General features: G+C 67.9%; 19 protein-coding genes and 1 pseudogene. 15 read left to right on the top strand and 5 right to left on the bottom strand.

Annotated elements, in window-relative coordinates; translation table 11 throughout:
• Positions 1–27 precede the first annotated feature (27 nt).
• On the bottom strand, positions 28–828 hold the full coding sequence (locus AC3A6Y_RS22935; RefSeq protein ID WP_487870546.1) for an SDR family NAD(P)-dependent oxidoreductase: 801 nt from the start codon (positions 826–828) through the stop codon (positions 28–30).
• Positions 825–1,664: an amidohydrolase family protein gene (locus AC3A6Y_RS22930; protein WP_487870545.1), complete on the bottom strand. Its 840-nt coding sequence runs from the start codon at positions 1,662–1,664 to the stop codon at positions 825–827. The genes AC3A6Y_RS22935 and AC3A6Y_RS22930 overlap by 4 nt, the downstream gene beginning before the upstream one ends.
• A 70-nt stretch (positions 1,665–1,734) precedes the next feature.
• On the opposite strand from AC3A6Y_RS22930, the gene AC3A6Y_RS22925 reads away from it, so the two are divergent.
• The 3 genes from AC3A6Y_RS22925 (at position 1,735) to AC3A6Y_RS22915 (ending at position 4,665) form a co-directional block, all read left to right on the top strand.
• Positions 1,735–2,619 carry a LysR substrate-binding domain-containing protein gene (locus AC3A6Y_RS22925; RefSeq protein ID WP_487870544.1) on the top strand — a complete coding sequence of 295 codons (885 nt, stop codon included), beginning with the start codon at positions 1,735–1,737 and terminating at the stop codon, positions 2,617–2,619.
• A 97-nt stretch (positions 2,620–2,716) separates the two neighbouring features.
• On the top strand, positions 2,717–3,571 hold the full coding sequence (locus AC3A6Y_RS22920) for an alpha/beta fold hydrolase (protein WP_487870543.1): 855 nt from the start codon (positions 2,717–2,719) through the stop codon (positions 3,569–3,571).
• A gap of 116 nt (positions 3,572–3,687) precedes the next feature.
• Complete coding sequence (locus tag AC3A6Y_RS22915; protein WP_487870542.1) at positions 3,688–4,665, top strand: Bug family tripartite tricarboxylate transporter substrate binding protein; 978 nt, start codon at positions 3,688–3,690, stop codon at positions 4,663–4,665.
• Here AC3A6Y_RS22915 and AC3A6Y_RS22910 read toward each other — a convergent pair.
• A complete protein-coding gene (locus AC3A6Y_RS22910) occupies positions 4,652–5,443 on the bottom strand; it encodes an IclR family transcriptional regulator (RefSeq protein WP_487870541.1) in 792 nt (263 codons plus the stop codon). The two genes, AC3A6Y_RS22915 and AC3A6Y_RS22910, sit on opposite strands and share 14 nt — an antisense overlap.
• 165 nt (positions 5,444–5,608) lie before the next feature.
• Between AC3A6Y_RS22910 and AC3A6Y_RS22905 the strand changes: the two genes are divergently transcribed.
• The 12 genes from AC3A6Y_RS22905 to AC3A6Y_RS22850 all read left to right on the top strand — a co-directional run bounded on the left by AC3A6Y_RS22905 (position 5,609) and on the right by AC3A6Y_RS22850 (position 18,636).
• Positions 5,609–6,607 (top strand): tripartite tricarboxylate transporter substrate binding protein, encoded by a 999-nt coding sequence (locus AC3A6Y_RS22905; protein ID WP_487870540.1) that lies wholly within the window; start codon positions 5,609–5,611, stop codon positions 6,605–6,607.
• 13 nt (positions 6,608–6,620) lie between these two features.
• Positions 6,621–7,424, top strand: coding sequence for an enoyl-CoA hydratase/isomerase family protein (locus AC3A6Y_RS22900; protein WP_487870539.1), 804 nt, complete (start codon positions 6,621–6,623; stop codon positions 7,422–7,424).
• Positions 7,421–9,514: an acetate--CoA ligase family protein gene (locus tag AC3A6Y_RS22895; protein ID WP_487870538.1), complete on the top strand. Its 2,094-nt coding sequence runs from the start codon at positions 7,421–7,423 to the stop codon at positions 9,512–9,514. Before AC3A6Y_RS22900 ends, AC3A6Y_RS22895 begins: the two co-directional genes overlap by 4 nt.
• A gap of 13 nt (positions 9,515–9,527) precedes the next feature.
• Positions 9,528–10,859: an MmgE/PrpD family protein gene (locus tag AC3A6Y_RS22890; protein ID WP_487870537.1), complete on the top strand. Its 1,332-nt coding sequence runs from the start codon at positions 9,528–9,530 to the stop codon at positions 10,857–10,859.
• Between the two features lie 299 nt (positions 10,860–11,158).
• Entirely contained in the window at positions 11,159–12,640 is a 1,482-nt protein-coding gene (locus tag AC3A6Y_RS22885; RefSeq protein ID WP_487870536.1) for an aldehyde dehydrogenase family protein, read from the top strand.
• Between the two features lie 42 nt (positions 12,641–12,682).
• Positions 12,683–13,402: a cupin domain-containing protein gene (locus tag AC3A6Y_RS22880; protein ID WP_487870535.1), complete on the top strand. Its 720-nt coding sequence runs from the start codon at positions 12,683–12,685 to the stop codon at positions 13,400–13,402.
• Positions 13,403–13,422: 20 nt separating this feature from the next.
• The gene (locus AC3A6Y_RS22875) at positions 13,423–14,748 is read left to right on the top strand and encodes an NAD(P)/FAD-dependent oxidoreductase (RefSeq protein ID WP_487870534.1); all 1,326 of its coding nucleotides are present in this window, start codon (positions 13,423–13,425) and stop codon (positions 14,746–14,748) included.
• A 50-nt stretch (positions 14,749–14,798) separates the two neighbouring features.
• Complete coding sequence (locus AC3A6Y_RS22870; protein ID WP_487870533.1) at positions 14,799–15,941, top strand: NAD(P)/FAD-dependent oxidoreductase; 1,143 nt, start codon at positions 14,799–14,801, stop codon at positions 15,939–15,941.
• A complete protein-coding gene (locus AC3A6Y_RS22865) occupies positions 15,931–16,323 on the top strand; it encodes a (2Fe-2S)-binding protein (RefSeq protein WP_487870532.1) in 393 nt (130 codons plus the stop codon). The genes AC3A6Y_RS22870 and AC3A6Y_RS22865 overlap by 11 nt, the downstream gene beginning before the upstream one ends.
• A complete protein-coding gene (locus AC3A6Y_RS22860) occupies positions 16,313–17,701 on the top strand; it encodes an FAD/NAD(P)-dependent oxidoreductase (protein ID WP_487870531.1) in 1,389 nt (462 codons plus the stop codon). Before AC3A6Y_RS22865 ends, AC3A6Y_RS22860 begins: the two co-directional genes overlap by 11 nt.
• 31 nt (positions 17,702–17,732) lie before the next feature.
• A complete protein-coding gene (locus AC3A6Y_RS22855; RefSeq protein ID WP_487870530.1) occupies positions 17,733–17,948 on the top strand; it encodes a RidA family protein in 216 nt (71 codons plus the stop codon).
• Positions 17,949–17,973: 25 nt separating this feature from the next.
• The gene (locus tag AC3A6Y_RS22850) at positions 17,974–18,636 is read left to right on the top strand and encodes an aspartate/glutamate racemase family protein (protein WP_487870529.1); all 663 of its coding nucleotides are present in this window, start codon (positions 17,974–17,976) and stop codon (positions 18,634–18,636) included.
• Between the two features lie 104 nt (positions 18,637–18,740).
• On the opposite strand, the gene AC3A6Y_RS22845 is transcribed toward AC3A6Y_RS22850, so the two are convergent.
• Together AC3A6Y_RS22845 and AC3A6Y_RS22840 are read right to left on the bottom strand one after the other, a co-directional pair.
• A complete protein-coding gene (locus tag AC3A6Y_RS22845; protein WP_487870528.1) occupies positions 18,741–19,418 on the bottom strand; it encodes a response regulator in 678 nt (225 codons plus the stop codon).
• A gap of 98 nt (positions 19,419–19,516) precedes the next feature.
• A pseudogene (locus tag AC3A6Y_RS22840) lies at positions 19,517–19,732 on the bottom strand (NAD(P)/FAD-dependent oxidoreductase); the annotation flags it as partial.

The raw sequence follows: 19,732 nt of genomic DNA, 5'->3' as shown, positions 1-19,732 counted from the left end.
CTCTCTTCGATTGCGTGGCGTGAACGTTCAGTCGCAGCGTGCGGTCATGCCGCCGTCCACCACCAGCTCGGTGCCCGTGATGAATCTGGCCTCGTCGCTGGCAAGGAACAGCACCGCGCTGGCGGTGTCGCGTCCGTCGCCCATGAAGCCGATCGGAATGCGCTTCTGGCGCTGGGCCAGGAGAGCGTCGACATCACCGCCGGCGCGCTGCTTGGCCAGGCGGGTTTCAACCATCGGCGTGTGCAATTGGCCGGGAACGACGCAATTGACGCGCACGCCCTGGGCGGCATGCTGCACGGCCACCACGCGGGAGAGATGAATCACGCCGGCCTTGGTGGCGGCGTAGGCGACCTGCGCGCTGCCGGTCCACCGCAGACCCGAGGTGGATGCGATGTTGACGATCGAACCGGTGCCCTGCGCGAGCAGGGTGGGCAGCACGTGCTTGCAGGTCAGGAAGACGCTTTTGAGGTTGATGTCGATCTGCGAGTTCCACACCTCTTCGGACAACTCGACCGGACCGCCGGCGGCGGAACCACCGACGTTGTTGACCAGGATGTCGACCCTGCCATGGGTCTGCACGCACGCGGCGGCCATGGCGGCGACGCTCTCGCTGCTCGTGACGTCGCAGACCCAGGGCGTGATCGACGCGCGCGCGTCGCCGGCCAGGTCGAGGGTCTCGTCGAGCCGGGCGCGGTCGCGGTCGACGGCCAGGACCTTGGCACCTTCCTCTGCCAGGCGGACCGCGATGGCCCGGCCGTTTCCCCAGCCGGCACCGACGCACCCGGCGCCGGTGACGATCGCGACCTTGTTCTCGAAGCGAAGCCTCATGTGTTGTCTCCAAATTGATAAAGGCGTTCCGGATTGCGCACCAGCAGCGCCTGGCGCGCAGACTCCGTCGGTGCGATCTCGGCGATCAGATCGACCAGCTGTTGTTCGTCGGGCATCGGCCCCGCGTGATTGGGATGCGGCCAGTCGTTGCCCCACACCACGCGATCGCCGAACTCCGCGACCAGCATCCTGGCGAACGGCTGCGCATCCTCGTAGGGAGGGCCGAGCCGCGTGATCCGGTCCATGCCGCTGACCTTGACCCAGAAGCGCTCATCGGTCATCAGCTTCAGCAGGGCCTGGAAGTCCTGCTGATTCGTCCCGAGCGCCGCATCGATACGGCCGATGTGGTCGATGACCACGGGCGTCGGGCAGTGCCGCAACGCCGGCGCGAGTTCGGTCAGCAAGGCCGGGTCACCGTGAATCTGCAGATGCCATCCGAGCGGCGCAAAGCGAGCTGCCAGCGAAAGCACCTCGTCGATCGGGGTGGGCCGGCCGAGATGCCCCATGAAGTTGAATCGCACGCCGCGAAAACCTGCCGTGTCGAGCCTCTTCAATTCGGTGTCCTCGACATCGGTCGGCAGCAGCGCGATGCCGCGGTAACTCGATGGACGCGAGGCCACAGCATCCTCGGTGGCGCGGTTGTCGAACCCGTGGCAGGCCGACTGCACGACCACGCAGCGCTCGAAGCCGAGTCCGTCGTTCAGCGCGTACAGCGCCTCTTTCGGCGCATCCTCCTTCGGGAGGAAGCTGGCATCGGCAGCGTAGGGAAAGCGCGCGCCGGGTCCGAAGACATGGCAGTGGGCATTGCAGGCGCCGGCAGGAAGAGCAGAAGTCATGGCGTCAGTGTCGCGATGCACGCGGGTGTGCGTAAGGACATTCCTGCTATTTCAGCTATGCTCGTCAGCTATGGAGCTTCGTCAGTTGCAGTATTTCGTGACGGTGGTCGACGCAGGCAGTTTCAGTCGCGGGGCGGCGGTGCTGAATCTGGCGCAGCCCAGCCTGAGCAGGCAGATCGCCCTGCTGGAGGCCGATCTCGGGCAGCGCCTGCTTGTGAGAACGGGACGCGGCGTGGCTCCTACTGAAGCGGGCGATGCCTTGCTTGTCCATGCGCGCACCATGCTGGACATCTCACGCCGCGCACGGGACGAGCTCGGGGAGATGGATGAAAGCCCTGGGGGTCGAATCGTGGTGGGGATGCCCCCGCGCGTGGCGCTGGGCTTGAGCACGCCACTTGTCCAGAGGTTTCGGGAGCGGTTTCCGCGTGCGGTGATCACCGTTCTGGAGGGCTTGAGCGTCGCGCTGCGGGAGTCGCTTATCGCGGGCAAGCTCGACCTGGCGCTTCTCTTCGATCCCGCAGCCTCCCCGCAGCTTGCGTTCCAGCCGCTGATGCGCGAGAAGCTCCTGTTGGTCGCGCCTCCGAAAAGCAAGCTACCGCCGCGCGTCGGCCTGGCCGCGCTGGCCAACTATCCGATGGTGCTGCCGAGCGCGCCCAATGCCATTCGGCATCTGCTCGATTCCGTGCTCGAATCGCGCGGCATTCAGTTGAGGGTGCTCGCCGAGGTGGGCGCGGTCCGAACGGCGGTTGCGCTCGTGCAGACCGGCGTGGGCTGCACGGTGCTTCCGGAGAGCGCCTTGGGCGCCAGCGGCGATGAATTGCTGCCTCGCGCACCGATCGGGCCACCGAGCATCTGGAACGCGTTGGTCCTGGCGACCCCGAAGGCGCGCCCGGGAACCCGTCTCACGCGAGGGACGGCGCAGTTGCTGCAAGAACTGGACTTTCGAGGTCGCTAGCTGATCGGGAGGGACGCCGGCGACATAGCCGACAGGCATAGCTGATATAAGGCGCGTGTCCTTACCGCCGACCGCAGTGCTGACGAAACTTGCGGCCATGCGTACCGAAGCCCACACAAACCCCGCTCGGCAGCTGCACGCGTCGAGCAAGCTCATTTCATACCGTCCCGAGCACTCGGTCGAAGCCATCAGCATCGAGTTCAACGATCAAGGGACAGGTCCCGTCATTTGCATCTTGCCGTCGCTGGCTCGCTCGGGACGTGACTACGACGAAGTCGCTGCCAAGCTGACAGCCGCCGGATTTCGGGTCCTGCGCCCCGAGCCGCGGGGCGTGGGCTTGAGCCGCGGCCCCATGGAGAATCTGGATCTGCACGACTTTGCTCGCGATGTGGCCGCAGTGCTCGACCATGAGGCGACGGGTCCGATCGTGGTCGTCGGGCATGCATGGGGCAGTCAGCCGGCGCCTACGCTGGCTGCGGATCGACCCGACCTGGTGTGCGGCATCGTCATGGCCGCGGCTTCTGCAGGAAAGCTTCCTCCGGGGTCGACCGAGAAGCCCTACAGCCGGCTGCGCGATGCGATCGACGGCGCCGGCGACCTGACCCTTCCGACCAGCCGACGACTGGAATGCCTCCGCAAGGCCTTCTTCGCACCAGGTCATGACCCGAGCGTCTGGCTCGACGGCTGGTTCCCGGCGGCACACGAGGCGCAAGGTCGGGCGCGCGAGATGACGCCCGTCGATGACTACTTCTCCGGCGGCGACAGCGTGCCCATTCTCGACCTGCAGGCTGAGCACGACGCAGTCGTCATTCCCGACGTCATGAAGCCGTACCTGGGCGATCGGGTCACCGTCCGGGTGATTCGTGACGCAGGCCACGCGATGGCGCCCGAGCAACCGCAGGCGATGAGCGATGCCATCGCCGACTTTGCGCGCGCGGTGTACCCCAAGTAGCGCTTCCCGCTTCCCGCTTCCCACTTCCCCCTATCCGGCTGGTGCCAGGTGGCTGTTGGCCGCCGGCCAGGCCTTCTCCAGCCCCTGCCTTTTCCAACTACCCAAGGAGACATCGCGTGTTGAAGAAAACCATTTCGCTGGCGAGATTCGCCCTGCTGGGCATCAGCCTTGCAAGCGCCCAGGCATGCATGGCGAGCGAGTATCCGGACAAGCCCATCAAGATGATCATCCCGTACACCCCGGGCGGATCGATCGACACGGTCGGGCGCATGGTCGCCGACCAGTTGCAGAGGCAGTTGGGCCAGCCCATCGTCATCGAGAACCTGCCCGGTGCTTCGGGCGTGCTGGGATCGCTGAACGTCAAGAAGGCGAAGGCCGACGGCTACACCTTGCTGTTCAATGCCTCGAGCCAGGTCTATATGCCGCTGGTCGTCGCGAAGAAGACCTACGACGCAGAGCAGGACTTCACGCCTGTCGGGCAGATCGGCTACGTGCCGCTGGTGGTCGCGGTGAACAACGATGTGCCGGCAAAAAGCCTGCGCGAATTCGCCACCTTGGCCCGGGCGAATCCCGGCAAGTACACCTGGGCGACGTCCGGCCTGGGCACGACCAGCCACCTGAGCGAGGAAATGATCAATCGGGCACTGAAGCTCGACATGGAAATCATTGCGTACAAGGGTGCGGTGCCGCAACTGACGGATGTCGTCGGCGGCCACGTGTCAGCCGCGGTTTCGCCCATGCCCGGCGTTCGCTCCTTCGTCCAGGCAGGACGGTTGCGCGCACTTGCCGTCACGAGCAAGACCCGCGTGGCCAATATGCCGGACGTGCCGACGGTCGCCGAAAGCGGCATTCCAGGTTTTGAGCTTCTCTCCTGGTATGGCATCTGGGGACCGGCAGACATGCCCCTGGCGGTGACGAACCGGCTCAATGCCGAGATCGCCAAGGCGGTCGACACGCCGGCGCTCAAGGCCAAGTTTGCCGAGCTGTCCTTCGTTCCCTCGAAGTCGACGCCCGAACAGTTCAAGAAGTTGATCCGCGAGGACCTGACGAAGATCGGCCAGGCGGTCAAGGAAGCCAACATCAAGATCGATTGAGCTCCAGCGCGGCGAGGGTGGATTTCACCTTCTCCGCGAGTTCGAGCAGCGGGCCTGCAAGCATCGACTCGGCTTGCGCAACGCTGCCCTTCGTCGTGACGCTCACGTTGAGCACATAGACCGGCCGGCCTTCCAGCACCATTGGCGTCGCGAGGGCAACCACCTCCGGTTGCCACGAGGCCGAACAGAAGCCGCGCTCGGCCACGCTCCGGGCCGCGCTCTTGATCTCGTCGCGAATCGGGTTCCAGCCGCTCCCGCGTCGTTCGCGAAACTGCGCCATGAGAGCGCGCCGCCTGGGCTCGTCGGCGACCGCCAGGTAGGCCCGGCCCAGGGACGTGAGCTCCATCGGTATTCGCTGCCCCGCAACGACGTTGCGCAGCGAAACCCTGCGGTTGTAGCGGACTGATTCCAGGTAGACCATTTCGTCCCGGTCCGGCACTGCCAAGCCCACATTGATGCGAAGCTTTTCCGCCAAGCTCTGCATCAGCGGCGCAACCGCGTTCAACACCGGGGAGCCGGCCCGCATCGCGTGGGCAAAGCTCAGCACGGGCGCGGCAAGCCGGTAGGCCCGAAGGCTCCGATCGTGCTCGAGCATTCCGACTTCGACCAGCGTCTGGGTCAGGCGACTGACGGTAGCGCGCGACAGCCCGGTGCGCTCCGAGATCTCGCCGTTTCCCAGCAAGTCAGCGCCCGGCCTGAACGCCCGCAGGATCTCGATGCCACGCTCGAGCGACCGGTTGAGCGTGGGCTCTTCGAAATGTTGGCGTCGGGCTGGCATGGGCAGGGGTTTCGCGGCCGAAGAATGCCCCAGTGTAATTCCACTGCTTGGAAATAGGGGGGTGCGCAAGGCACTCCGCAGACCTAAGCTGGCGGCACTCGATGAGAAGACCCAGCCGCCATCGATTCCGCCTTCGCCCCTTCTTCTTCCACTTGGAGACAAACCTTGCAACAACGCTTACCCACGGCACGCCGCAGGATCGCCTCGGTACTTTTTTCGATCGCCGCGGCGACCGCCGCCCTCACGCCGCCGGCGCTTGCCGCCTTCCCCGACAAGCCCGTCAAGATCGTCGTGCCGTTTGCACCGGGCGGCGGCACCGACCTGGTCGCCCGAACCATGGGCATCGCCATGGGCCAGGAGTTGGGCCAGCCGGTCATCATCGACAACAAGCCCGGTGCGGGCACCATCATCGGGACGGACGCGGTGGCGAAGTCCGCACCCGACGGCTACACGATGGTGATGGCCACCGTGGCCCACGTGGTCAACCCCAGCATCCAGAGCAAGCTCCCCTACAACCACGAGAAGGCCTTCGCGCCGGTCATGCTGATCGGCGTTTCTCCGAACGTGCTGGTGGTGCGCGCCGAGAGCCCTCTCAAGTCGGTCAAGGACCTCATCGACGCAGCCAAGGCGAATCCGGGCAAGCTGTCGTTCGCCTCGCAGGGCGCGGGCACGTCGGCGCACCTCGCGGGTGAGCTCTTCAAGAACCTGACCAAGACGAACATCACCCACATCCCCTACCGGGGCGCGGGTCCGGCCATCACCGATCTGCTGGGCGGCCAGGTCGATGTCATGTTCGCGACCGCGGCTGCAGTGGGCAGCTTCGTCGAAAGCGGCAAGCTGCGTGCACTGGCAGTGACCACGGCCACGCGATCCTCCTCCCACGCATTGGCCAAGGTTCCCACGATCGCGGAAAGCGGTGTGCCCGGCTATGTGGCCGACAGCTGGTATGGCCTGTATGTGCCTGCAGGCACGCCGGCAGACGTCATCGCCCGCTTGAACGCCGCCGCCAGGAAGGCCGTCCAGACGGACGCCTTTCGCAAGCGCGTCGAAGCGGAAGGCCTCGTGATCCATGGCGGAGCGCCTGCGGAGTTCGACAAGTACGCCAAGGGCGAGGAAGCGCGTTGGCGCAAGGTCGTCAAGGAAAACAACATCACCAACGAATGACGGAGACGCTGAGATGACCGAACGAATGATCGAGCTGGAAGTTGCAGACGGCGTCGCCACCCTGTGGTTGAACCGTCCCGACAAGCGCAACGCCATGAGCGACGACATGCGCACGCAATTCATCGCGGCGCTGGAGCAAGTGAGCCACGACAAGGCGATCCGTGCCTTGGTGCTCACCGGGCGCGGCAAGGGCTTCTGCGCCGGCGGGGATGTCGCCGGCATGGAGCGGCGGATGCAGGCGCCCGCGGGCGAGGTCGGCTTCAACGGGTGGAGCCGCCAGCAACGCGTGCACCACGCCCAGTCGCTGCTGCACACCATGCCCAAGCCGACGATCGCAGCCGTCAACGGGGCTGCTTCCGGCCTCGGTGCCGACACCGCGCTGGCATGCGACTTCATCATCGCCTCGGATGCGGCGAGCTTCACCTGGTCCTACATCCATCGCGGCATCGTTCCCGATGGCGGGGGCATGTACTTCCTGCCGCGCCGGGTCGGCCTCTCGAAGGCCAAGGAATTGATCTTCAGCGGCCGGAAGGTCGAGCTCGACGAAGCCTTGCGGCTCGGCATCGCGGATCGCCGGTCGGAGGCCGAAACCCTCGTGCCCGATGCGCAGCGCTGGGCAGCAGAGATGAGCAAGGGGTCGGCCACCGCCCTGGCCCTGGGCAAGACGATCCTCAACCAGAGCTTCGAGATGTCCGCGCACCAGGTGTTCGCCCAGGGCAGCCAGGCGCAGGGGATCTGCTACACGAGTACCGAGCACCGCGAATCGGTGATGGCTTTCCTGGCGAAGAGCAGCGCAAAAAAGGAGACGAACCCATGAACGAAGCGAACGCCATCGCCAGGCTCCTCGCGCCGCGCAGCGTCGCCGTGATCGGCGCTTCGGCGGACGCCGCCAAGACCGCCGGCCGCCCGGTGGCCTACCTGCGCAAGCACGGCTTCACCGGCGAGATCTACCCGGTCAATCCGCGTGTCGATGCGATCGATGGCCTCACTTGCTACGCAGACATCGCGTCGATCCCCGGAACACCGGACGTCGGCATCGTGCTGCTGGGTGCGGAGCGCGCGCACCAGGCCGTCCGCGAACTCGCGGCAAAGGGAACCGCGGCCGCGATCGTTCTCGCCAGCGGCTACACCGAGACCGGCGAGGAAGGCGCGCGTCGCCAGCAGCAGCTCATCGAGGCGGCCGGCAGCATGCGCATCCTCGGCCCCAACACGATCGGGCTGGTCAACCTGACCGACAACATCGTGCTCTCCGCCAGTGGCGCGCTCGAGATGGAGCACTTCCCCGCCGGCGGGATCGGCGTGGTCTCGCAAAGCGGCGGCATCCTCGGGGCGCTGCTGTCGCGTGCCGCGGCGCGCGGCATCGGCCTGTCGAAATTGATCTCGACCAGCAACGAGGTGGATCTGGACCTGGCGGATTTTGTCGATCACCTGGCCGACGACGCCGCGACCAAGGTCATCGCCTTGTACGTGGAGAGCGTCCGCCATCCCGAGAAGTTTCGCGCCGCTGCCCTGAAGGCGGCTCGCGCGGGCAAGCCGGTGGTCGCCTTCAAGATCGGACGCTCCGAAGCCGGCGCCAAGGCCGCCGTGTCGCACACCGGTGCCTTGGCGGGCGCCGACAGCATGTACGACGCGCTGTTCAAGCAGGTCGGCGTGATCCGGGCCCAGACCTTCGGGGACCTCCTCGACATCCCGGTCGCGCTGGCCACGGGCCGCAAGCTGCGCGGCAAGCGCGTGGCCATCCTGACCTCGACGGGCGGCGCCGGAACCTTGGTTTCGGACGACCTGGGCATGCAAGGGTTCGAGACACCGGCGCCGGACCCTGCAACGGCCGAGGCCTTGCGCGCGCTGCAGAGCGGCGATCACGCGGTGCTGGACCGCAATCCCATCGACGTGACCTTGGCCGGCCTGCAGCCGGACCTGCTGCGCGGCGCCATCGACATCCTCCTCGAGAGCCCCAGCTACGATGCGCTGGCGATCATCGTCGGCTCGTCCAGCCTGGCCATGCCGGAGCTGATGGCAGGCGCCATCCAGGATTGCCTGCCCCGCTCGGACAAGCCGGTGATCGCCTACGTGAGCCCGCACGCGCCCGAAGTCGCGGCCTTGCTCACGCAGCGCGGCGTGCCTGCCTTTGCTGCGGCCGAAAGCTGTACCTCCGCGCTGAGCGCGATGCTTAACGTCGGCAGCTGGCAGGAGCCGCAGCCATCCGGCGCGCCGGTGGCCGATGTGGCCATCGACGAGCTGCCCAGGGGCTCCCTGGATGAAGCCGAGGCCAAGCAGCTGTTCACCCGCTTCGGCGTGCCCTGCGCGCGTGAGAGGGTCGTGACGACCCCGGCCCAGGCCGAAGCTGCAGCGCGCGAGCTGGGCGGTCGAATCGTGCTCAAGATCCTCTCGGCCGAGATCACGCACAAGAGCGATGTCGGCGGCGTCGCCGTGAACCTGACGGCAGACACCGTGGGGGCGCGCCTGCAGGCGATGGCCGCCGAGGTCGAGCGCAAGGCAGGCGTTCGGCCCCAGCGCTTCCTGGTGCAGGAGATGGTGGGCGGCGGCACCGAGCTGATCCTGGGCATGCACCGCGACGTGCTGGGCACGGCCATCCTTCTGGGCATGGGCGGCATCACCGCCGAGCTGTTCAAGGACACCACGATGCGGCTGCTGCCCTCCCAGGGGGGTCTGAGCCGCGAGGACGCACGCTCCATGGCGCGCGAGCTGAAGACCTGGCCCTTGCTGGACGGCTTCCGCGGCCGCCCCAAGGCCGACGTCGAGGCGCTGGTCGATGCCATCGTCGCCTTCTCGACGATGGCGGCCCAGCTCGGCGAGCGCCTGCTCGAGGCCGAGATCAACCCGGTCTTCGTGCTGCCGCAGGGCCAGGGCGTGCGCGCTGCCGACGGCGTGGTGGTGCTGGCCTGAGCGGGAGGTCGACATGCACGCAACGGAAGTCTTCGCCCGCTACGCTGCCGAGTTTCATCGGCAGCCGCTGCCGCCCGAGGTCATTCACCATGCCAAGCGCGCCGTGATCGATTGGTATGCCTCGCTGTTTCCCGGCCTGGGTGCCGCGCCCGTGCGGCAGCTCGAAGAAGCCCTGGCCGAGGACCTCGACCGAGGTCGAGCCTCTCTGGCAGGGGGCCGCGCGGCCACGGCGCGCGCGGCAGCGCTCGTCAACGGCACGGCGGCCCATGCCGCGGAAGTGGACGACAGTTTCCGGGACGCCATGTACCACCCCGGTGCCGCGACCGTGGCCGCGGCGCTGGCCGCCGGCCAGGACGTCGGCGCCAACGGGCCGGCGTTCCTGCGGGGTGTCGTTCTGGGGTACGAAGTGTCGACGCGCATCGGCGTCGTCATGGGCCGAGCGCACTACAAGTACTGGCACAGCACGGGAACGGTCGGCAGTTTCGGCGCCGCAAGCGCGGCTGCCTGCCTGATGTCGCTGGACGAGCCGGCCTTCGCCCATGCCTTGGCGACCGCTGCCACGTTCACGGCCGGGCTGCAGCAGGCGTTTCGCATGGACTCGATGTCCAAGCCGCTGCATGCAGGCCGCGCCGCGGAAGCAGGCATCCTCGCGGCCCAGCTGGCGGGGCGCGGCGTCACCGGCTCGCTCGACGTGCTGGATGGCGAGATCGGTCTGGGCCGGGCGATGAGCGACGGCCCGGACTGGTCGCAGGCAGGTGCGACACTGGGGCAGGACTTCCACATCACCCGGCTGACCTTCAAGAATCACATCGGCTGCGGTCACACCTTCGCCGCCATCGACGGTGCGCTCGAGCTGAAGCAGCGCCACGGCCTCGAGGCCGGCAACATCGAGCGCGTTCACGTGGCGACATACCGGCCCGCGCTCGACATCGCCTGCTACACGCATCCGACCACGGCCAACGAAGCGCGCTTCAGCCTGACTTACGTGGTGGCAACGGCATTGGCGCACGGCAGCGTACACCTGGCGGCCTACGAGCCGGCGCGGCTGGAGGATCAGGTCACGCGCGCGCTGATGGAGCGCATCGAAGTCGCGGTCGATCCGGCACTGGATGCGGCCTTTCCCGGGCAACGCGCCGCACGCATCGTCATCGAGACCCGCGACGGGCGCCATCTCGAGCACCTGCAGCCCAACCGCAAGGGAGACCCCGAGCAGGCTTTGACCGACGACGAGCTCGAAGGAAAGTATCTGGAGTTGGCGTCGCCCGTGATTGGAGCCGAGCGCTCTCGGGCGCTGCTGGCGCAGCTCTGGGCCTTGGACAGAAGCGCGACGCTGCCTCGCGCCTGACCGCCGAGGCCCCGCCCCGCACGGCTCGGCATGCCGGGGCCGGGGTCCGGCAGGTGCACCTCGGCACCCGGCATATGCACGACGGCAGGATCTGCTGTAGCGGCTCGCACAACCGCAGCCTGCTTTGTGCAAGGCCCTCATTGAAGCATCGTCGCGTGCGGCGTGCAGCCTAAACTTTTGGACATCCAAAAGCCCTGCTCTGCCCATCATGACGCACCCACCGCATGGCCCAGCCTGCGTGGCCATGCATGTCCGGATGGCATGAACAACCTTCAAGTCATTTCGGAAAGGCCGACGCCATGAACTCCTCCATCATCGAGCACCTCAGGCGCGCCGGCCGCCTCGATCGCGTGTTCATCGACGGCGAGTGGGTCGTGCCGCAGGGGCAAGCGCGCGCCGCCGTCATCGACCCGTCGACCGAGGAGCCGGTCGCGGAAATCGCGCTGGGAACTGCGCAAGACGTCGATGCGGCGGTGGCCGCGGCGCGCCGCGTCTTCCCCACCTGGTCCGTGAGCTCCGTCCAGAGCAGGGCCCTGCTTCTCGACCGCGTTTACCGCCTGGTCCTGGAGCGCGCGGAACTGTTCGCCCAGGCGATCTCGCTGGAGATGGGCGCTGCCATCGGCATGGCACGCAGCACGCAGGTGCCTTCTGCGGCCGAGCACATCCGCGTGGCCCGCGACAACGCGGTCAACTACCCGTTCGTCACGCAGCGCGGGAACATGGCCATCATGCGCGAGGCCATCGGCGTGTGCGGCCTGATCACGCCCTGGAACTGGCCGCTCTACCAGATCACCGCCAAGGTCGGACCTGCCCTGGCGGTGGGATGCACGGTGGTCCTGAAGCCCAGCGAGCTGTCGCCCCTGAGCGCCTTGCTTTTCGCCGAGGTGGTGCAGGACGCCGGCATCCCGCCGGGCGTGTTCAACCTGGTGAACGGCAGCGGGCCGGAGGTCGGCGCCGCGCTGTCGGCGCATCCGGAAGTGGACATGATCTCGATCACCGGTTCCACCCGCGCCGGCGTCCTGGTGGCCCAAGCGGCGGCGCCGACGGTGAAGCGCGTGGCCCAGGAACTCGGCGGGAAGTCGCCCAACGTGATCTTGCCGGACGCGGACCTGGCGCGTGCCGTACCGCCGGGCGTGGCGAGCGGCTTCCGCAATGTCGGCCAGTCCTGCAGCGCTCCGACCCGCATGATCGTGCCCCGCGCGCGCCTGCAGGAGGTCGAACGGCTTGCGCTCGAAGCGGCAGCCGGCCTCGTCGTGGGCGACCCGCGTTCGGCGCAGACCACGCACGGCCCGGTGGCGAATCGCGCGCAGTTCAATCGGGTGCAGGAAATGATCGGCATCGGCATCACCGAAGGCGCGCGGCTCGTTTGCGGCGGCCCCGGCCGGCCGGAAGGCTTGAGCCGCGGCTTCTACTGCCGCCCGACCATCTTCAGCGCGGTCCATCCGCGCATGCAGATCGCACAGGAGGAGATCTTCGGCCCGGTGCTCGCGATCATTCCCTATGACAGCGTGGACGAGGCCGTGGAGATCGCCAACGACACCGTCTACGGCCTGGGCGCTCACGTGCAAGGCCAGGACCTCGGGGCGGCGCGCGCCGTCGCGGCGCGCATCCGCGCCGGACAGGTGCACATCAACTATCCGGCGTGGAATCCCCAAGCGCCCTTCGGTGGCTACAAGCGCTCGGGGAATGGCCGCGAATACGGCATGGAGGGTCTCGAGGAGTATCTGGAAACCAAGGCCATTCTCGGCTTCCAGGATGCCTCGGCACCCACCAACGACTGACAGCTTTTCACCAAGACATCGCGCAAACGCGCAGGAGCAATCATGACCGTGGCCCTCGTGCTGCATCGCGCCGATGGCGCACCCGTTTCAACTTCCTTCCGCAGGGCGGCGTTCGGCAAGGGCGATCCTTTTGCACGGCAGCGCGAGATCGCATGGGAAGGGCCGGGCTCGATGAGCGCGGGTCGGATCAGCTTCATCGGCGAGCTCGAAGTCGCAAGCTACCCCCACATCGAAACCATCGTCGTGCTCGAGGGAGCGCTGACCCTGACCGCGGCCGGAGCGGCCCCGCTGGTGGTCGGTCCCCAGGCAGGTGCCGTCATCGGATGCGGTACCTCGCTTCGCATCCAGGCCGGATCGCGCGTCAGTTTCGTGTTCTGCGCGGCCGCTTGCGACAAGCCGACGAAGCGCGGCCTCTTTCCCCTGCACGCCGATGCCAACTTCAAGCCCTCGGCCACGCTGCCCGCGGACGTGCTGCTGGGCCCCTCGCCGGAGTGCCGCAGCGACAAGGTCTTCATCGACGACGGCGCGCAGTACAGCGCCGGCACCTGGGACTCGACGCCCTACCACCGGATCGTCCGTCCGCATCGCGTGAACGAGTTCATGCATCTCCTGGCCGGCGACGTGCGATTCGCATCGCCTGATGGCAGCGTGCTGTCGGCAGGCACCGGCGATGCGCTGTTCGTGCCACAGGGCGCGCCGGTCGGATGGGAAAGCAGCGAGCGCGTGGCGAAGTTCTACGTGGTCCAAAGCGTTCAGCCGTGAGACGACGAGGGAGATTCATCATGTCCCCTCCGCTGCACCCTATCGAAACTTCGCCCAAGCCACCGGCCTCGGCCGACGTCGTCGTGATCGGCGGCGGCATCATCGGTGTCTTCAGCGCCTACTACCTGGCCCGGCGCGGCCTTTCGGTCGCCTTGGTCGAGAAGGGCAGGATCGGCGCCGAGCAGTCCAGCCGCAACTGGGGCTGGTGCCGCCAGCAGAACCGCGACGCCCGCGAACTGCCCTTGGCGACCAAGAGCCTCGATCTCTGGGAGCAGTTTGGCGCCGACAGCGGTGAAGACACCGGTTTTCACCGCTGCGGGCTGCTGTACCTCAGCAACGACGACGCCGAACTGTCCCGCTGGGCTAGCTGGCGCGACTTTGCCAGGACCGCGGGCGTGACGACCCACGTGCTGAGCAGCCGGGAAGCCGCGCAGCGTGGGCAGGCGACCGGCCGCGCCTGGAAAGGCGGCGTCTTCTCGCCCAGCGATGGCACCGCCGATCCCGGCAAGGCGGCGCCGGCCGTGGCCGCTGCGCTCATCAAGCTCGGGGGCAGCGTCCACCAGAATTGCGCGGCCCGCGGCATCGAGACGGAAGGCGGACGGGTCAGCGGCGTCGTCACGGAAGCCGGGGTCATCAAGACCCGGACGGCCGTGCTCGCAGGCGGCGCCTGGGCCTCCTCGTTCTGCCGCCAGCTCGGCATCCGCTTTCCCCAGGCCTCGATCCGCCAATCCATCCTGAGCGTGGCGCCTGTGGACGATCGCCTGCCGGATGCGCTGTTCACCTCGGGCGTGTCCGCCACGCGCCGCAACGACGGGCGCTATGCACTGGCCATCAGCGGCCGCGCACGCGTGGACGTGACGCCGCAGTTCATGCGCTTCGCCCCGCAATTCCTGCCGATGTTCGCCAAGCGCTGGCGCAACCTCTTGCCGGGCGGCCTGCAAGGCCTTCATGGTGGCCACGAGACGCTGAAGCGGTGGCGGCTCGATGCGCCGACGCCGATGGAGCGGGTGCGCATCCTCGACCCGAAGCCCTGCTTGTCCACGGTCAAAGAGACCCAGCGCCGCGCCGTCGCACTGCTGCCCCAGCTTCGCGACGCCAGGATCACGCACGCCTGGGCCGGCTTCGTCGACAGCACGCCGGACGGCGTTCCCGGCATCGGCGAAGTGCCGTCCATCCCGGGCTTCATCCTGGCCGCGGGCTTTTCCGGACACGGCTTCGGCATCGGCCCGGGCGCCGGCCACCTCATTGCGGACCTGGTCACCGGCGCCGAACCCATCGTCGACCCGGTCCCTTATCGGCCGGAGCGATTCAGCGGCTCGGCATGGGGCAAGGTCGCTGATTTTTAGGTGAGCACCTTGCATCTGCAGCATCGCGCTGCCAGGCACCAAAGGCATCCATGTTTTCCAGCGATGTGATCGTGGTTGGCGGCGGCCTGGTCGGCACGGCAGTGGCCTATGGGCTGAGCCAGCTCGGCAAGAAGGTCACGGTTCTGGACGAGGGCGACGATGCGTTTCGCGCCTCGCGCGGAAACTTCGGCTTGATCTGGGTCCACGGCAAGGGCCGCGGCGTTCCCCACTATGCCCGCTGGACTCGGGAGTCCGCCCGGCAGTGGCCCACGCTGGCGGCGCGACTTCGAGTCGAAACCGGCATCGACGTCCAGGCCCGGCAGAACGGCGCCTTCAACCTGTGCTTTTCCGAGGCCGAGCTCGAGGCCCGCAGCGAGCGGCTTGCCGCGGTGCGCGATGAGGTGGGTGGCGACTACCCGTTCGAAATCCTGGACCGCGCGGCCCTGCTGCAGCGATTGCCCCACATCGGACCGAGCGTGATCGGCGCCAGCTACTCGCCGATGGACGGACATGTCAATCCGCTCAAGCTGCTGCGCGCGCTGCACACCGCATGCCTGCAGCGAGGCGTGATGCTGAAGACAGGCCACGGGGTGGAGCGCATCACGCACGCGGACGGCCTGTTCACGGCGCACGTGCGCGGCCAGCAGTTTCGCGCGCCCAAGCTCGTCTTGGCGGCGGGCCTGGGCAACACGCGCCTGGCCGGCCAGGTCGGCCTTCATGCGCCGGTGCGGCCGAATCGCGGGCAAGTGATCGTCACCGAGCGCACCGAAAAGCTCTTCGACCATCCCACCGGCCATATCCGCCAGACCGACGAGGGCGGCATCCAGATCGGGGAGTCCATGGAAGATGCGGGCTTCGACGACAGCACGACGAGCAGCACCCTGGCCGAGCTCGCGCGCCGCGCCGTCGCCAGTTTTCCCGTGCTCGGCCAGCTCCATGTGGTTCGGGTGTGGGCGGCGTTGCGGGTGATGACGCCCGACGGCTATCCGATCTACCAGGAATCGAGCTCCTGCCCAGGCGCCTACGTCGTCACGTGCCACAGCGGCGTGACCCTGGCCGCGGCCCACGCCTTTCGCATCGCCCCGTGGATCGATGGCGGCGCCGCACCCGAGGAGCTGGACGCCTTTCAGGGCGACCGCTTTTCAGCCGCAGACCATCCGACCCAGCCCCTGGATCACCACCATGCCCACTGAACCGCTCTTTCGCCCGATCTCGGGCGCCACCGAGCCCTTCATCGACGTCGAGTTCGATGGTCGCCGCCTTGCGGTGCTCGGCCGGCGCTCGGTGGCTGCCGCCTTGCTGGCGGCCGGTGTGTCGCGCTTTCGCTCCACGCCCGTGTCGGGTGCGCCGCGCGCGCCCTACTGCATGATGGGCGTCTGCTTCGAATGCCTGCTGGAAATCGATGGCGTGGCCAATCGCCAGGCCTGTCTCGTGGCGGTCCAGCCGGGCATGAAGATCCGCTCGCAGGAAGGTGCCCGCAGCTGGCAAGTCCTCCGCACGGTCGGCGGCGGCAGCAACGAGAACACCAGCGAGAACTTTACAGAGCACAGCATTGAGGACCGCCATGCAGCTTGACGCGGTGGACGGCGCGGTCGATGTCGCCGTCGTGGGGGCGGGCCCGGCGGGTCTCGCAGCGGCGGCCGCCGCGGCCGGGTTGGGGCTGACGGTCGCGTTGCTCGACGAGCAGGCGCATCCGGGCGGCCAGATCTACCGTGACGTCACGCAGGCCGGGACCGATCGGCTGCAGGTGCTCGGGGGCGACTACGCCGCGGGCCGGGCGCTGGTGGAGCGCTTCGTGCAATCGCCGGCGCGGCACGTGGGCGGCGCGGCCGTCTGGAACATCACCCGCGACCGCATCGTTCACTACTTGAAGGATGGGCGATCCCGGTCCATGACGGCCGGCCAGGTCATCCTGTGCACCGGTGCCATGGAGCGGCCGTTTCCGATTCCGGGCTGGACGCTGCCCGGCGTGATGACGGCCGGGGCGGCGCAAATCCTTCTCAAGAGCGCCGGCGTGGCGCCATCGCAGCCGGTCGCGCTGGCCGGCTGCGGACCGTTGCTGTACCTGCTGGCCTGGCAGTACGTGCGGGCCGGTGTGCGCATCGGCGCCATCGTCGACACCACGCAGCGCGGCGACTACCTGCAGGCCCTGCGCCATCTCGGCGGCGCACTGGCCGGATGGCGCGACCTGAGCAAAGGCCTGCGCCTGATCCGCAGCATCCGCAGCGCCGGCATTCCCCATTACCGCGGCGCCACCGAGCTCGCCGTGGAAGGCGGCGAACGGGCCACGGGCCTGCGCTTTCGCGTGGGCGCCACCTCGCACCGCGTGCAGACCGATCTCGTGCTGCTGCACCAGGGCGTGGTGCCGAACAACCAGATCACGGCGTCGCTGCGCCTGGCGCACCGTTGGGACGACCGGCAGCTGTGCTGGGTGCCGGCGGCCGATGCCTGGGGCCGCCTGGCGCTGGAAGGCTTCCTGATCGCCGGGGATGGGCGGGGCATCGCCGGCGGATCGGCAGCGGCCCTGCAAGGGCAGCTTGCCGGCCTGGCCGCGGCGCACGATGCCGGGCGCGTGTCCCGACGCGAATTCGACCGCCAGGCGGCGCCGCTGCGCTCGGCGCTGCGTCGCCAGCTGCACATCCGGCCTTTCCTCGACACGCTCTACCGTCCGAAGATCCAGCATCGCGTGCCGGCCGACGACGTGATCGCCTGTCGCTGCGAGGAAGTCTCGGCCGGCGAACTGCGCCGATCGGTGGCCCTCGGCTGCCAGGGGCCGAGCCAGGGCAAGGCCTTCACGCGCTGCGGCATGGGCCCCTGCCAGGGCCGCCTTTGCGGCCTCACGGTCACCGAGGTCATCGCGCACGAACGCGGTGTCTCTCCGGCCGAGGTCGGCCACTACCGCATCCGCCCTCCCATCAAGCCGATCACGCTCGCAGAGCTGGCCGAACTTTGATTCCACCTTTCAACGCCTGGAGACGGCACCCATGAACGACATCACCCGCATCGAATCCACTCATCGCCTCAGCCGTCTGGTCGACGGCCACCTTGCCAAGGCCGGCATCGAACGCGACCTCGCGGGCATGAACGAGGTGTGGGACGCGTGGGTGCCCAAGTACGCCGGCCCGGCACGCGCCACCGGCGAATCCAAGCTGGCCCACCCCGACTTGCTGGTGGAAATTCTGGTCACCGCCGCGGTCTGAACCCTTGACCACGCGAGAGGTTTCCATGATCCGGCGCATTGCCTTCGTCCATACGGTTGCGATGCTGGTCGAACGCTTCCGCCCGCGCTTCCAGTCGGAACTGCCGGACGCAGACTGCTTTCACATGCTGGACGAAAGTGTCCTGCAGGACCTGATCCGGCAAGGTCCTTCGAGCGGGATCACGCGCCGCATCGTCACCCTGTCACAAATGGCGGCCGATGCGGGTGCCGAGCTGATCGTTTTCACCTGCTCGTCGACATCGCCGGCCATCGATATCGCGCGCCAGACGGTGAGTGTGCCGATCCTCAAGATCGACGACCCCCTCTACGCCCGCGTGGCAAGCACGCCGGGCCGCGTCGGTCTGATCTGCACGACCCGGTCGACGGTCGCGCCCAGCCGGGCCCTGCTGGCGGCACACGCGCAGAGCGCCGGCCAGGATGTCCCGGCAGAGAGCGTCTTGTGTGCGGCGGCATTCGATGCCCTGGCCAGTGGCCGGCGTGACTTGCACGATCGCCTCGTGTGCGAGGCTGCGGCAAAGTTGGCGCCAGGCGTCGATCGCATCGTGCTGGCGCAAGCCTCGTTGGCGCACCTGGCGGAACCGCTCGCCGGCCAACTGGGGCTGCCGGTGTTCGCGAGCCCGGAGCTGATGGTGCAGGAGGTGGTCGCCCGGGTGCGGGACTCGGCCTGACACCCTGGCCGCCATGCCGCTGGTCACTGCGGACTTGGGGCATGGCGCTTTTCCTGCCAAGTTCGGCCTCGCACCCTCGTCGGCCCCGAGCGCGCACTTCGAGCTCAGGCCGAGATCTTCTCCAGGCAATAGCTGCCGAGCCCGCGAACCGTCGCCACGCGCACCGGTCCCTTTTCGATCTTCTTGCGCAGGCGGTGGATGTACACCTCGATCGCATTGAGGCTCACCTCCTCGCCCCATTCGCGCAGGCGCTCCACCAGCTGGTACTTGCTGACCGGCCGACCGGCGCGCTGCAGCAGCATCTCCAGCAGGCTGAGCTCCCGAGGCGACAGCTCCACCATCTTGCCGTCGAGCGTGGTCGATCGGCTCGCCCGATCGTAGACCAGCGGGCCAAGCCGGATCGCATGGCCGGAGCTGCCCATGCCGCGCCGCGAGAGCGCGCGCACGCGCGCCTGGAGCTCCTCCAGGCTGAAGGGCTTGGCCATGCAGTCGTCGGCGCCGTGGTCCAGGCTCTTCACGCGCTCCTCCACGCTGTCGGCCCCGGTGAGTACAAGCACCGGCAGGTGTGACCCGCGGGCACGCAGGCGCTCGAGGATCTCGAGGCCGTGCATGGCGGGCAGATCGAGATCGAGGATCAGCAGGTCGAACTCGCCATGTGCGATGAGCCTCGTATCGGCCTTCGAGCCGTTGGCCACGTGATCGACCACGGCGTGCGACGCGCGCAGGCTGCACAGGATCGCGTCGGCCAGCAGCTGGTCGTCCTGCGCGACGAGGATCTTCATGCGGGTCTCTTCTGCGATGCCCTGCCCCACCCGTTCACGCAGCCGCACGAACCGGCCACCGAGTGGCGCGCTGCGCCTTCGGCTCTCTCATGCACGCCTCAATGCAGCTTGACATGGGGTTCGGTGCGCCGCGTGATCAGGCGGGCGAGCGTGTCGAGCGAGACCTTGACGACCCCGTGCAGCGCCAGCTCGTGCATCTTGTAGAGCGACATGTACATGAGCCGGGCGAACAGCCCTTCGATCATCAGGCTGCCGCCGATCAGCCCGCCCATCATGTTGCCCACGGTGCTGAACTCGCCGAGCGACACCAGCGA

The organism is Variovorax sp. Soil_C_17, assembly GCF_057657265.1.
This window is presented reverse-complemented; position numbering and strand designations above follow the sequence as displayed.